Consider the following 12,684-nt stretch of genomic DNA (forward strand, 5'->3'; position numbering starts at 1 on the left):
AGTAGAGAATGCCAAAACGTACTGACTTAAAAAGTATTCTAATTCTAGGTGCAGGCCCGATTGTTATCGGTCAAGCATGTGAGTTTGACTACTCTGGTGCTCAAGCATGTAAAGCACTGCGTGAAGAGGGTTACCGAGTTATCCTTGTAAACTCTAACCCTGCAACCATCATGACTGACCCAGACATGGCGGATGCAACTTACATCGAACCAATCCAGTGGGAAGTGGTTCGCAAGATCATCGAAAAAGAGCGCCCAGACGCAGTACTACCAACAATGGGTGGCCAAACGGCGCTTAACTGTGCACTAGACCTTGAGAAACACGGCGTACTTGCAGAGTTCGGCGTAGAAATGATTGGTGCGACAGCTGACGCTATCGATAAAGCAGAAGACCGTTCTCGTTTCGATAAAGCGATGAAGTCTATTGGCCTTGAGTGTCCTCGTGCAGATACCGCGAAGAGTATGGAAGAAGCTTACCAAGTTCTCGATATGGTTGGCTTCCCATGTATTATTCGTCCTTCGTTCACTATGGGTGGTACTGGTGGTGGTATCGCTTATAACAAAGAAGAGTTCGAAGAGATTTGTCGTCGTGGTTTGGACCTGTCGCCAACTAATGAACTGTTAATCGATGAATCGCTGATCGGTTGGAAAGAGTATGAGATGGAAGTGGTTCGTGATAAAGCGGACAACTGCATCATCGTATGTTCTATCGAAAACTTTGACCCAATGGGTATTCACACAGGTGACTCAATCACGGTTGCACCGGCCCAGACTCTGACGGACAAAGAGTATCAGTTGATGCGTAATGCATCTCTAGCAGTACTGCGCGAAATCGGTGTTGAGACTGGTGGTTCAAACGTACAGTTTGGTATCAACCCGAAAGATGGCCGTATGGTTATCATCGAGATGAACCCACGTGTATCTCGTTCTTCTGCTCTTGCTTCTAAAGCAACAGGTTTCCCTATCGCTAAGATCGCAGCGAAACTGGCCGTTGGCTTTACTCTAGACGAGCTACAGAACGACATCACAGGTGGTGCAACTCCAGCGTCATTCGAACCAACAATCGACTACGTAGTAACTAAGATTCCTCGCTTTAACTTCGAGAAATTTGCAGGTGCTAACGACCGTCTGACCACTCAGATGAAGTCCGTTGGTGAGGTTATGGCTATCGGCCGTAACCAACAAGAATCTCTACAAAAAGCGCTTCGTGGCCTTGAAGTTGGTGTGAATGGCTTTGACGAGATGGTTGATCTCGATGCGCCTGACGCACTAACCACAATTCGTCATGAACTAAAAGAAGCTGGCGCAGAGCGTATTTGGTACATCGCGGATGCATTCCGTGCTGGTATGTCAGTAGATGGCGTGTTCAATCTAACGGCAATTGATCGTTGGTTCCTAGTTCAAATCGAAGAGCTGGTTAACCTAGAGAACCAAGTTAAAGCCGGCGGCTTTGCTGGCTTGACTGAAGATGTGCTTCGTAAAATGAAGCGTAAAGGCTTCTCTGATGCACGTCTATCTTCAATTCTTGGCGTGTCTGAAAGTGAGATTCGTCGACTACGTGACCAGTACGATATCCACCCTGTATACAAACGCGTGGATACTTGTGCGGCAGAGTTCTCTTCTGATACTGCTTACATGTACTCATCTTACGATGAAGAGTGTGAAGCTCAGCCTACAGATAAAGACAAGATCATGGTTTTGGGTGGTGGTCCAAACCGTATCGGTCAAGGTATCGAATTTGATTACTGTTGTGTACACGCTTCACTTGCTCTACGTGAAGATGGTTTTGAGACTATCATGGTTAACTGTAACCCTGAGACAGTATCTACCGACTACGACACTTCAGACCGTCTCTACTTCGAACCTGTCACACTTGAAGATGTACTCTCTATCGTACGTGTTGAAAAGCCAAAAGGCGTTATCGTTCAGTACGGTGGTCAAACACCACTGAAACTGGCTCGTGCACTAGAAGCTGCAGGTGTACCAATCATAGGTACTAGCCCTGACGCAATTGACCGTGCGGAAGACCGTGAGCGTTTCCAAGCAGCGGTTGACCGTCTGGGCCTTCTACAGCCTGAAAACGCGACAGTAACGACTATCGAGCAAGCGGTTGATAAGTCAAAAGAGATTGGCTTCCCACTGGTTGTACGCCCATCTTACGTACTTGGCGGTCGTGCGATGGAAATCGTATACGATGAGCAAGACCTACGCCGCTACTTCAACGAAGCGGTGAGCGTGTCGAATGAATCGCCAGTGCTTCTGGACCGTTTCCTAGATGACGCAACTGAAGTGGATATCGATGCTATTTGTGACGGTGAGCGTGTGGTTATCGGCGGTATCATGGAGCATATCGAGCAAGCGGGTGTTCACTCTGGTGACTCAGCATGTTCACTACCTGCTTACACGCTAAGTCAGGAAATTCAGGATAAGATGCGTGAGCAAGTAGAGAAGCTGGCATTTGAGCTTGGTGTACGTGGTCTGATGAACACCCAGTTTGCCGTGAAAGACAACGAAGTTTACCTAATCGAAGTGAACCCTCGTGCTGCACGTACTGTACCGTTTGTTTCTAAAGCAACAGGTGCGCCACTAGCGAAGATCGCTGCACGTGTCATGGCTGGTCAATCTCTAGAGTCTCAGGGCTTTACTAAAGAGATCATCCCGCCTTACTACTCAGTGAAAGAGGTAGTACTACCGTTCAACAAGTTCCCAGGTGTTGACCCACTGTTAGGCCCAGAAATGCGTTCTACTGGTGAAGTTATGGGTGTGGGTGCGACCTTCGCAGAAGCTTACGCTAAAGCTGAACTAGGTTGTGGCAATGTTTACCCAGAAGGCGGCCGTGCATTACTGTCTGTTCGCGAAGGCGACAAGCAGCGCGTCGTTGACCTAGCATCTAAGCTAACCAAGCTTGGTTATCAGCTAGACGCAACACACGGTACAGCGGTAATCCTAGGTGAAGCGGGCATCAACCCTCGTCTTGTTAACAAGGTACACGAAGGTCGTCCACACATCCTAGACCGCATCAAGAACAACGAGTACACCTATATCGTGAATACGACTGCAGGTCGTCAGTCGATTGAAGATTCAAAAGTTCTTCGTCGCGGTGCACTGGCTGAGAAAGTGAACTACACAACCACACTTAACGCAGCGTTTGCCGTATGTATGGCTCACACAGCAGATGCAAAAACGTCGGTTACATCAGTTCAAGAGCTGCACGCTAAAGTCGCTGAGAACGAAGCGTAATAACAATCAGTAGGCTCGCAACGGAGCCTATATGACAACCTCATTGCCCGCTCTTTTGAGCGGGCTTTTTTGTCTGTTTACTGTTGAAAAATAGGAATGAGTTAAAGTCTAATCTTTCTCTAAGAGAATTATTAACTTAGTGATATTTTGAGTGAAAGATATAGATAACCAATTGATAGACAATGGAACTCACACTCGAAATACTGACGATACTTTTCTTTGTAGCTACGGTTGCAGGCTTTATTGATGCTATGGCTGGTGGCGGTGGTTTGTTAACTCTACCTGCGCTTCTGGCCGCTGGTGTGTCGCCGACACAGGCGCTTGCGACCAATAAGCTGCAAAGCTCATTTGGCAGCTTTTCAGCCAGTTGGTATTTCGTTCGGAACGGCATCGTCAGTATTAAAGAGATGCGTCTTGCTATTGTCTGTACGTTTATTGGTTCGGCGGTTGGTGCTGAAGCTGTACAGTATATAGATACGGGTGTACTGACGAGTCTGATTCCGATTTTACTGGTCGCTATTTCGCTCTACTTTCTGCTGATGCCTAAAACCAAACAGCACTCCGGTGAAGCGAACATCTCAGAAGCCATGTTTGCTTTCAGTGTTGGAGGTGGAGTGGGCTTTTATGACGGTTTTTTTGGGCCGGGAACAGGCTCCATCTTTACGGTTTGCTTTGTTGCTTTAGGTCATTTTTCTCTGGTAGATGCCACCGCTCGTACTAAGGTTCTTAACTTCACGTCTAATATTGCCGCACTATTGTTCTTTATTTTTGCTGGACTGCCTATTTGGGAGTTAGGTCTTGTGATGGCTATGGGAGGGTTTATTGGTGCTCAACTAGGGGCAAAAGTAGTGGTAGCGAAAGGACAGAAATGGATTCGCCCTTTAGTGATAACAATGTCGATGCTGATGGCTGCAAAGTTGTTGTGGCAAGAACACTCGGATTGGTTGTTGGCTTTATTGGCTTAAAACCGATTACTCTAGCGCCGATTTCGCAACGGAAGTCACGACATTATCGACTAAGTTTTTGATTCGTTGGTTCTTATAGGAAGAAGCTCGTAAGCAGACATGCAGAGGTCGATAGAGCGGCTGTAACTGAGCGAAATGATGGCAGTGACATTGGTCGATCTTAAGGGTTTTGATAACTGAGAGAGGAACCAAAGCAGGTGCAATACCAGCAAGTGCCAGTTGAGCCGCCGCAGCATAGGAATCCATCTCCATCACAGGTGTCATATTCAGCCTTTTGAGAATCTTTAACTGATACGTATTGGCGGTATTAGCAAGATCATTAGTAATGATGGTGTTTGGTAATTGCTCTAGTGGACGATCAGAAACAATAAAGAAAGGTTCATCGAGAAGGTGAAATGTTTTTAATCCATGTTGAGGTGGAAGTAAGCCTGCACAAATACCGAGGTGAGCTTTCCCGGACTGAACATGTTCCACGATTCTTGGTGTGTGATTGGTGGTGATGCGAATGTAAGGATCCGATTTAAAGTGCTGGCCAAGGATATCCGCAAGGTAACTGGCTACTAGAGTTTCAGAGCAATCAATGGTGACTAGGCTCTTTTCTGCCATCGATTGTTGCTCATAGATGCGTCCTCTCAGCTCATTGAACGTCGGGCCAATACTCTCGATAAGGTCGATCGCCTCTTGAGTAAGCTGAACATTCCTTCCATCCGGTACAATCAGTTTTTTCCCCAGCTTTTTCTCTAGGTTAGCAATGCGTTTACTGACAGCGGATTGGCTTATATAGAGCTGGCTTCCGGTTCGGCTCATTGTTTTTGCTTTACTTAGTGCTAACAGTGTTTCGATACCTTCCAGCAGCATTGAATTGTGTCCAAGATAGTCTGAGAGAGGTACTGTACCTAATAAAAAAGCGGCGCTCAATGAACGCCGCTTTACAAATTAAATTCAAAATCTAAGAATTATAGAGACTCAGTAAATGTACGTGCGATGACATCGCGTTGCTGCTCAGTTGTCAGTGAGTTGAAACGAACTGCGTAGCCAGAAACACGGATAGTTAGCTGAGGGTACTTCTCAGGGTTAGCGACAGCGTCTTCTAGAGTTTCACGCTTAAGAACGTTCACGTTTAAGTGCTGACCACCTTCGATGCGTGGTGCTGCTTCAATTGCCACTTCACGGCTCTCATATTCGCCTAGCTCTTTAATTGCGACAACTTGGTCAGCTTCAAAGCCTGAGTTAGCAGCAACACATCGTGCTTCATTCTTTTCACTATCTAGTAGCCAGATAGAGTTTAATAGTGCGTCATTTGCCGCTTTAGTAATTTGAATACCTTGAATCATTACCATCTCCTATCCACATTTGTGGTGTTAATTTCCGAGTTTTATTGAGCTACGTATTATATAGCTCAAAAGGAGTATTTTAGTTTTGATTTAAGTCAAATAACTACCAAAAGCATTACTCTTAAAAAGGTTACTGTTTTGATGTGAGTCAATAACTTGTTTTATAACAATGACATTTTATTATATTTTAATGTTTAAAATAATTTTCAATCTTATATTTGTTGTAAATTTACTACATTTAGGTGTTAAGTATTGAGCGAATACCAATAAGTTGTTGTAATTCATGCAGCATAGTGAAAGTCAAAAGTGATAAAACAACAATGTTAGACAATTTGTACGGTAATAAGTTTATCGGGGCCCATGTTTCTGCCGCTGGTGGTGTTGATCAGGCTCCACTAAGAGCTAAAGAAATCGGAGCTAATGCCTTTGCTCTGTTTACAAAAAATCAACGTCAATGGGCGGCTAAGCCACTTGAAGAAAAAACGATTCACGCCTTTAAATCTAACTGCTTGAAGTTAGGGTTTAAGCCCGATCAAATCCTTCCTCATGATTCATACTTGATAAACTTAGGTGCTCCTGAAGAAGAAAAACTAGAGAAATCTCGAGCGGCGTTTATTGACGAGATGAAGCGATGCCATCAATTAGGGCTAACTTTGCTTAACTTCCATCCTGGCAGTCATTTAAAGATGATTTCGGAACAAGAGTGCCTAGAAAGAATCGCTGACTCGATCAACCTCGCTCATCAAGCCGTCCCTGATGTTATAGCTGTGATTGAGAATACCGCAGGTCAAGGAACTAACCTTGGTTGGCAATTTGAGCACATTGCACAAATTATAGATAAGGTGAAAGATAAGCAGAGGGTTGGAGTTTGTATAGATACTTGCCACCTGTTTGCAGCCGGCTATGATCTTCGGAGTTATGAAGCGTGTGAGTCGACCTTTGCTGAGTTTGATCGAGTTGTTGGCATGCACTACCTCAGAGCAATGCACATTAATGACTCAAAGGCAGAGCATGCCAGCCGGGTCGATCGCCACCATGCTCTAGGTAAAGGAGAAATTGGATGGTCATGTTTTGAATACATAGCCAGAGATCCACGATTTGATCATATTCCTTTGATTTTAGAAACAATTGAGCCGGAACGTTGGCCTGAAGAAATCGAATTTATTCGTCAGCATCACTTAGCATGGCTCAAAGAAATCGCCTGACCTAACAAAAGTGGCATCAAATTTTCATAGTGAGTGTAGGTACTCAGACAAATAAGGATGCCACTATGCCTTACACTTCTTTTTATACCATCGCTCGCTCAACACGTCTTCCTACACCCAACCGCCATGTCACGGGTCAAGGGCATTACAGGATCCCACAAAAAACTAGCTGACTTTATCACTTTGTTCCTTCATAACTTTTTGCGACAATTATTGTAGCGCAAACAGTAGAAGGAACAGAGCATGACCCCGTCATTGACATGGCATGATGTCATTGGAGCAGAAAAGCAGCAGGATTATTTTCAGCAAACATTGAATTTTGTTGAGTCGGAAAGAGCGGCCGGCAAAGTCGTTTTCCCTCCCGCTAAAGACGTATTTAATGCGTTTCGGGCGACAGAGTTCAATGATGTGAAAGTGGTGATTCTAGGCCAGGACCCTTATCACGGTCCGAAACAAGCGCATGGTTTGTGTTTTTCGGTACTCCCTGGTGTCAAGACACCACCTTCATTGGTAAATATGTACAAAGAGTTGGTTCAGGATATTGATGGTTTTCAAATCCCATCTCATGGCTACCTTCAAAGTTGGGCTGAGCAAGGTGTTCTGTTACTCAATACTGTTCTAACGGTAGAGCAGGGTAAAGCGCACTCTCATTCTAAAACAGGATGGGAAATGTTTACCGATAAGGTCATTGAAGCGATCAATCAACATCAATCTGGTGTTGTGTTTCTATTGTGGGGCTCCCATGCGCAAAAGAAAGGACGCTTTATCGATCGCAATAAGCATCATGTATTAGCTGCGCCGCATCCTTCGCCATTATCCGCACATCGAGGTTTCTTTGGTTGCCGTCATTTTTCTCAAGCAAATCAAATTCTTGAATCTCAAGGCAAACAAACCATAGATTGGCATCTTCCAATGCAAGTGAATGTATAGCCATTACATTGCCTAATTGCTTAACTTTCGAGCAATATCAATACTTGAACTGTGCTTCTCTTATACACTTACTAAAAATAGGTGTTAAGGAGAAGCACTATGATGATTGAAAGGATAAGGCGCGAACATGGTTACATGGTTCGGCTATTAGCAGTATTGAGGCAAAAAATTGCCTTGTTGAGACAAGAGCAGGCCATAAACTACAGTTTGGTTAAAGAAATTGTCGATTATTTGGCCCATCACTCTGAGCGTGTCCACCATCCTAAAGAAGATATCCTCTATCACTATTATTTGGAACATTATGGCCACCATCAAGATATTGAGAATCTAGAGATCGAGCACCAAACATTGTCGCTCAAGACGCATGCCTTTCTTGATACGGTAGATATGATTCTGCAGGATGCAGTAGTTCCTCAAGATATGTTTGTGCAGCAACTGGAAGGTTTTATATTGGATCAGAAGCGACATTTAGATCTAGAGGAGCAGTCAATATTGCCACTTATTAATCAGAGATTTACTTTGCACGATTGGCAAGCCGTCGAAAAGCTGTGGAGTATTAATGAAGATGACCCAGTATTTGGCGACACTATTGCAGAGCAATATCAGCAACTTGCCAGTCGTGTTAGGCAGGGTGATCAAGAGTGTATATAGTTAGCAGAGATATACCGTAATAAAAAGAGGCGCTACCAAGCGCCTCTTTTTAAATGTTAGTAATCTAGGTCTTCAATGTCATCAAAACCGATGTCCATATCTTTTAATTCACGCTGAAGCCTTTGCCTATCCTTAATTGCTTCAATTTCACGCCACTTACGCTTCGCAGGTTTGGAGCGTGTTGCCCGAGTTTTTGGAAAATCCATTTCCATGATTTCTTCAAAGTTTAAGCCTTCCATAAGCTACCTCTTTTTAATGATTACTCTTTGAAGGGGTACTGTTTAAATATCATTCTGTTTGGAGAGTAACTTTGATTCGTTTCTCATTTGTTACGATTCCATGAAGTTTTCATGCCATTTTAGACTTGGCTTCACAGAAATACGGCTTATATCTGATGGTTTTTTGTTCGAACAACCGATAAGAAACGATTAAATTCTCAAAAAACGTATGTTAACGCAGTGTGTAAAAAAACAGCGTTTTCCCTTGGTATGCAATTGTGTGTATTTAGTGCGGTTGAGTAATAGAATTTACAGATCGAATTGTTTCCTGAACTCTTCTCTGAGTCCTTGGTGATAAAGGAGTGTCAATTATTTGCGGCTATCGTATTTCGTATGGAGTTGTGTGTTCTTTATTGTTGTTAAATTTTAATGTTAATGTTCTGTTTTTGTGGTTTTTGTGTTCTTTTTTGTGTTAATTATTGGTGATTTTATAGTGAAAAATAACATAAATAAGTGCTTGTTTGCATATTGATTTTTGATACCCTTGACTGCATTATCCGCCCGTCAAAAAATACGCTGATACGTAAAATGGAAGCATGAGGCGCGTTTTACATATCTAGGTTGCACAATAATTAAACCACAATACTGAGCAGAATTGACACTTGGTTTGCAACTGGATGGAAGGCAGGGAAGCAGAGATCAGCGAAAACTCACTACGAGGATCTTATGACAGATTTAATTAATTTGATGAATGACCTACTTTGGGGTTCTATTCTGGTTTATCTCCTAGTCGGTGTTGGTGTGTATTTCACTGTTAGATTGGGGTTTATCCAATTCCGCCATTTTGGTCACATGTTCTCAGTACTAAAGAACAGCCGTAAAGCGGATAAAGCTGGCATCTCATCATTCCAGGCATTGTGTACTAGCTTAGCGGCACGTGTTGGTACGGGTAATATGGCTGGTGTTGCTGTTGCGCTAACAGCTGGTGGTCCAGGTGCGATTTTCTGGATGTGGCTAATCGCTATGCTGGGTATGGCCACGTCGTTCGCTGAAAGCACCTTGGCGCAGTTATACAAAACCAAAGATGATGACGGTAACTACCGCGGTGGTCCGGCATACTACATGGAGAAAGGTTTGGGTATGCGCTGGATGGGCGTACTGTTCTCTATCTTCCTGATCATCGCTTTTGGTTTGGTATTTAACGCGGTTCAAGCTAACTCTATTGCTGGAGCTATGAATACGGCATTTGGTTGGGATGAAACCTATGTTGGTATTGCCGTTGTTTTGTTATCCGCTGTGGTTATCTTTGGTGGTATCAAGCGTATCGCTCGCGTAGCAGAAATGATCGTTCCTGCCATGGCGCTGCTTTACCTATTATTGGCACTGTTCGTTATGTTTATGAACATCGACAAGTTGCCGGCTGTACTGAGCTTGATCTTCAAGAGTGCCTTTGGCCTACAAGAAGCAGCGGCGGGTGGTTTAGGTTACGCGATTGCACAAGCAATGATTAATGGCATCAAACGTGGTCTGTTCTCAAACGAAGCCGGTATGGGTTCTGCGCCAAACGCAGCGGCATCAGCAACACCTTATCCTCCGCATCCTGCCTCTCAAGGTTACGTTCAGATGTTAGGTGTGTTTATGGATACTATCGTGATCTGTTCAGCGACCGTGGCGATTATTCTGATGTCAGGTGAGTATGTACCGCATGGCGAGATCACGGGTATTGAACTGACTCAGGCTGCGTTGAGTTCTCAAGTGGGCTCGTGGGGTGGCATCTTTGTTGCCGTGGCGATTTTCTTCTTCGCTTTCACGTCTATCATTGCTAACTACTCATACGCGGAAACAAACCTTATTTTCCTTGAGCATAACCATAAAGCCGGCCTAGGTGTGTTCCGTCTGGTTGTATTGGCAATGGTGATGTTTGGTGCTGTAGCATCTCTACCTATCGTTTGGGCATTGGCAGATGTGTCAATGGGTATGATGGCGATTGTCAACCTAGTGGCGATCCTGCTTCTTTCAGGCATCGTGATTAAGCTAGCAAAAGACTACAACCGCCAGTTAGGTGAAGGTAAAGTGCCGACATTTGATTCTAACGATTTTCCTGAACTGAAATCTCAGTTGGAAGATGGTATCTGGGATCAGAGCAAAAAAGATTAATAGCCAATCTCTATTAAAACGATTCAAAAAGCCATGCAGACATTGCATGGCTTTTTTTGTAACCTATATCTAACCACATACAATTAAACAGATAGAGTAAAGTCATGCTAATCGTCGTTTCACCAGCGAAAACCTTAGATTACGAATCTCCACTGGCGACAAAGAAATTTACTCAGCCAGAACTGATCGAGTATTCAAAACAACTGATTGATGTGTGCCGCAAGCTAACGCCTGCCGATGTCGCGAGTTTGATGAAAGTTAGTGATAAGATCGCTGACTTGAACGTTGGCCGTTTTCAGGAGTGGAGTGAGACGTTTACCACAGAGAACTCACGCCAAGCGATTCTGGCTTTTAAAGGCGATGTATACACTGGTTTAGACGCGCAAAGTTTGTCAGATGATGACTTTGATTATGCCCAAAAGCACTTACGCATGTTATCTGGCTTATACGGTCTACTAAAGCCACTCGATCTGATGCAGCCTTACCGTCTGGAAATGGGGACGAAACTTGCCAATGAGAAAGGCAGTAACCTCTATCAATTCTGGGGTAATGTGATTACTGATAGGCTTAATCAAGCCATTACAGAACAAGGTGATAATGTTCTGATTAACCTTGCTTCAAACGAATATTTTAAAGCGGTAAAACCCAAAGCTCTAGATGCTCAGGTGATTACGCCAATTTTCAAAGATTGCAAAAACGGTCAGTACAAGGTGATCAGTTTCTATGCGAAGAAAGCGCGTGGCATGATGGCGCGATACATTATTGAGAATCGCATTGAGAGCGTTGCGGATCTGACTAAGTTTGACACGACAGGCTATTATTTTGTTGAGGATGAGTCTTCACCAACCGAATTGGTCTTTAAACGTGAAGAGCAATAAAGGATTCAAAAGATGATGTCTTGGTTTAAGCAATGGGTTGCACGATACGACGCGTGGTGTCAGTCGATGGGGCTAACACCAGAGAATAAACGCAGTTGTGTTCCTTATCGTACAGACCCAGTTCACCAGACTTCAGAACCCAACAAAAAGGCGCAATGATAATGCGCCTTTTTGATACTCATTGTCATTTAGACTTTAAGGTATTTGAGAACGATTTCGCTGAACATATTGAGTCAGCAAATCTATCAGGCGTAGAACGCTTTGTCGTTCCCTCTATTGGCCCATCAAACTGGAATCGACTTGAGCAACTCGCAGCCCAATATCCATCGATATATTATGCGCTAGGCTTACACCCTTATTTTCTCGATACTGATAGCCACACCGTCCAAAATCGACTGGCGGAGCTGATCAGTCAACAACCTTACAAATGCATTGCTGTGGGTGAGTGTGGCTTGGATGCAGTAGTGGCTGTTGATAGCCAGATTCAGGAGCGCGTTTTGATGCAGCAGATTGAGTTGGCGAAAACTTATAAGCTGCCACTTATCCTTCACTCCCGCAAAACACACAATCGCCTCCTACAATTGCTTAAGCAGTCTCGTTTTTCGTATGGAGGAGTTCTGCATGGTTTTTCTGGGAGTTATCAGCAAGCGATGCAGTTTGTTGAGTTAGGTTTTTACATAGGTGTGGGAGGGGTAATTACATACCCAAGAGCACAAAAAACGCGTAAAGCTGTTATTGAGCTCCCGATTGACTGTCTTGTTCTCGAAACGGATGCGCCGGATATGCCGCTTTTAGGGAATCAGGGTAAGCCTAACCATCCAGCAATGTTAACTCAAACCTTGTCTTGTCTCGCAGATCTACGGAATGATAGTAAGCAAACGGTTGCTGAAAACGTTTGGAAAAATAGCAATCAGGCGTTCGGTATTTGTGAATAGTTTCTAAATAAAATGTTCTTTTTATGATTTGTAGTTGGGTTAATGGTGATCTTGTTCACGTAATTAGGTGAATGAATGATGAATCTTATTAGAAACTGTGAAGACAGCATTACTTTATAGATGGACGGATGAGTATAATTGCCTCCGCTTTAGAGCTCCATTTTGTAACACG

At 43.9% G+C, this 12,684-nt stretch carries 12 protein-coding genes; 9 read left to right on the forward strand and 3 right to left on the reverse strand.

Translation table 11 applies throughout. From position 1 onward, the window contains the following. Positions 1-8 precede the first annotated feature (8 nt). Together carB and L1D15_RS07400 are read left to right on the forward strand one after the other, a co-directional pair. Positions 9-3,239 (forward strand): carbamoyl-phosphate synthase large subunit, encoded by a 3,231-nt coding sequence (carB, locus tag L1D15_RS07395; protein ID WP_239875200.1) that lies wholly within the window; start codon positions 9-11, stop codon positions 3,237-3,239. 182 nt (positions 3,240-3,421) lie between these two features. Beyond that, positions 3,422-4,204: a TSUP family transporter gene (locus L1D15_RS07400; RefSeq protein ID WP_239875201.1), complete on the forward strand. Its 783-nt coding sequence runs from the start codon at positions 3,422-3,424 to the stop codon at positions 4,202-4,204. A 6-nt stretch (positions 4,205-4,210) separates the two neighbouring features. Here L1D15_RS07400 and L1D15_RS07405 read toward each other — a convergent pair whose 3' ends face one another. Both L1D15_RS07405 and grcA read right to left on the reverse strand, forming a co-directional pair. After that, a complete protein-coding gene (locus L1D15_RS07405) occupies positions 4,211-5,062 on the reverse strand; it encodes a LysR family transcriptional regulator (protein ID WP_239837698.1) in 852 nt (283 codons plus the stop codon). 98 nt (positions 5,063-5,160) lie between these two features. Then, positions 5,161-5,538 (reverse strand): autonomous glycyl radical cofactor GrcA, encoded by a 378-nt coding sequence (gene grcA / locus L1D15_RS07410; RefSeq protein ID WP_239837697.1) that lies wholly within the window; start codon positions 5,536-5,538, stop codon positions 5,161-5,163. A gap of 320 nt (positions 5,539-5,858) precedes the next feature. Between grcA and nfo the strand changes: the two genes are divergently transcribed. The 3 genes from nfo (at position 5,859) to L1D15_RS07425 (ending at position 8,324) form a co-directional block, all read left to right on the forward strand. Next, complete coding sequence (gene nfo / locus L1D15_RS07415; RefSeq protein ID WP_239865100.1) at positions 5,859-6,743, forward strand: deoxyribonuclease IV; 885 nt, start codon at positions 5,859-5,861, stop codon at positions 6,741-6,743. 243 nt (positions 6,744-6,986) lie between these two features. Next, the gene (ung, locus tag L1D15_RS07420; protein ID WP_239837695.1) at positions 6,987-7,673 is read left to right on the forward strand and encodes a uracil-DNA glycosylase; all 687 of its coding nucleotides are present in this window, start codon (positions 6,987-6,989) and stop codon (positions 7,671-7,673) included. Between the two features lie 99 nt (positions 7,674-7,772). Further along, positions 7,773-8,324: a hemerythrin domain-containing protein gene (locus tag L1D15_RS07425; RefSeq protein ID WP_239837694.1), complete on the forward strand. Its 552-nt coding sequence runs from the start codon at positions 7,773-7,775 to the stop codon at positions 8,322-8,324. 56 nt (positions 8,325-8,380) lie between these two features. On the opposite strand, the gene L1D15_RS07430 is transcribed toward L1D15_RS07425, so the two are convergent. Continuing rightward, on the reverse strand, positions 8,381-8,563 hold the full coding sequence (locus L1D15_RS07430) for a DUF3545 family protein (protein ID WP_239837693.1): 183 nt from the start codon (positions 8,561-8,563) through the stop codon (positions 8,381-8,383). Positions 8,564-9,268: 705 nt separating this feature from the next. Between L1D15_RS07430 and L1D15_RS07435 the strand changes: the two genes are divergently transcribed. The 4 genes from L1D15_RS07435 (at position 9,269) to L1D15_RS07450 (ending at position 12,512) form a co-directional block, all read left to right on the forward strand. Further along, positions 9,269-10,699: a sodium:alanine symporter family protein gene (locus tag L1D15_RS07435; protein WP_239865096.1), complete on the forward strand. Its 1,431-nt coding sequence runs from the start codon at positions 9,269-9,271 to the stop codon at positions 10,697-10,699. A gap of 104 nt (positions 10,700-10,803) precedes the next feature. After that, positions 10,804-11,577, forward strand: coding sequence for a peroxide stress protein YaaA (yaaA, locus tag L1D15_RS07440; RefSeq protein ID WP_239875202.1), 774 nt, complete (start codon positions 10,804-10,806; stop codon positions 11,575-11,577). Between the two features lie 12 nt (positions 11,578-11,589). Further along, complete coding sequence (locus L1D15_RS07445; RefSeq protein WP_239875203.1) at positions 11,590-11,736, forward strand: DUF5363 family protein; 147 nt, start codon at positions 11,590-11,592, stop codon at positions 11,734-11,736. A 2-nt stretch (positions 11,737-11,738) separates the two neighbouring features. Further along, complete coding sequence (locus L1D15_RS07450; RefSeq protein WP_239875204.1) at positions 11,739-12,512, forward strand: TatD family hydrolase; 774 nt, start codon at positions 11,739-11,741, stop codon at positions 12,510-12,512. Positions 12,513-12,684: the final 172 nt, after the last annotated feature.

The organism is Vibrio sp. Isolate25, assembly GCF_022398025.1.
GTDB lineage: Bacteria > Pseudomonadota > Gammaproteobacteria > Enterobacterales > Vibrionaceae > Vibrio > Vibrio coralliilyticus_A.

Excerpts from the sequence above, each read along its gene's own strand:
- L1D15_RS07430 (WP_239837693.1), bottom strand. The coding sequence starts at position 8,563 with ATGGAAGGCTTAAACTTTGAAGAAATCATGGAAATGGATTTTCCAAAA.
- grcA (WP_239837697.1), bottom strand. The coding sequence starts at position 5,538 with ATGATTCAAGGTATTCAAATTACTAAAGCGGCAAATGACGCACTATTA.
- L1D15_RS07425 (WP_239837694.1), top strand. The coding sequence starts at position 7,773 with ATGATGATTGAAAGGATAAGGCGCGAACATGGTTACATGGTTCGGCTA.
- L1D15_RS07450 (WP_239875204.1), top strand. The coding sequence starts at position 11,739 with ATGCGCCTTTTTGATACTCATTGTCATTTAGACTTTAAGGTATTTGAG.
- yaaA (WP_239875202.1), top strand. The coding sequence starts at position 10,804 with ATGCTAATCGTCGTTTCACCAGCGAAAACCTTAGATTACGAATCTCCA.
- L1D15_RS07435 (WP_239865096.1), top strand. The coding sequence starts at position 9,269 with ATGACAGATTTAATTAATTTGATGAATGACCTACTTTGGGGTTCTATT.
- nfo (WP_239865100.1), top strand. The coding sequence starts at position 5,859 with ATGTTAGACAATTTGTACGGTAATAAGTTTATCGGGGCCCATGTTTCT.
- carB (WP_239875200.1), top strand. The coding sequence starts at position 9 with ATGCCAAAACGTACTGACTTAAAAAGTATTCTAATTCTAGGTGCAGGC.
- L1D15_RS07445 (WP_239875203.1), top strand. The coding sequence starts at position 11,590 with ATGATGTCTTGGTTTAAGCAATGGGTTGCACGATACGACGCGTGGTGT.
- ung (WP_239837695.1), top strand. The coding sequence starts at position 6,987 with ATGACCCCGTCATTGACATGGCATGATGTCATTGGAGCAGAAAAGCAG.
- L1D15_RS07400 (WP_239875201.1), top strand. The coding sequence starts at position 3,422 with ATGGAACTCACACTCGAAATACTGACGATACTTTTCTTTGTAGCTACG.
- L1D15_RS07405 (WP_239837698.1), bottom strand. The coding sequence starts at position 5,062 with ATGCTGCTGGAAGGTATCGAAACACTGTTAGCACTAAGTAAAGCAAAA.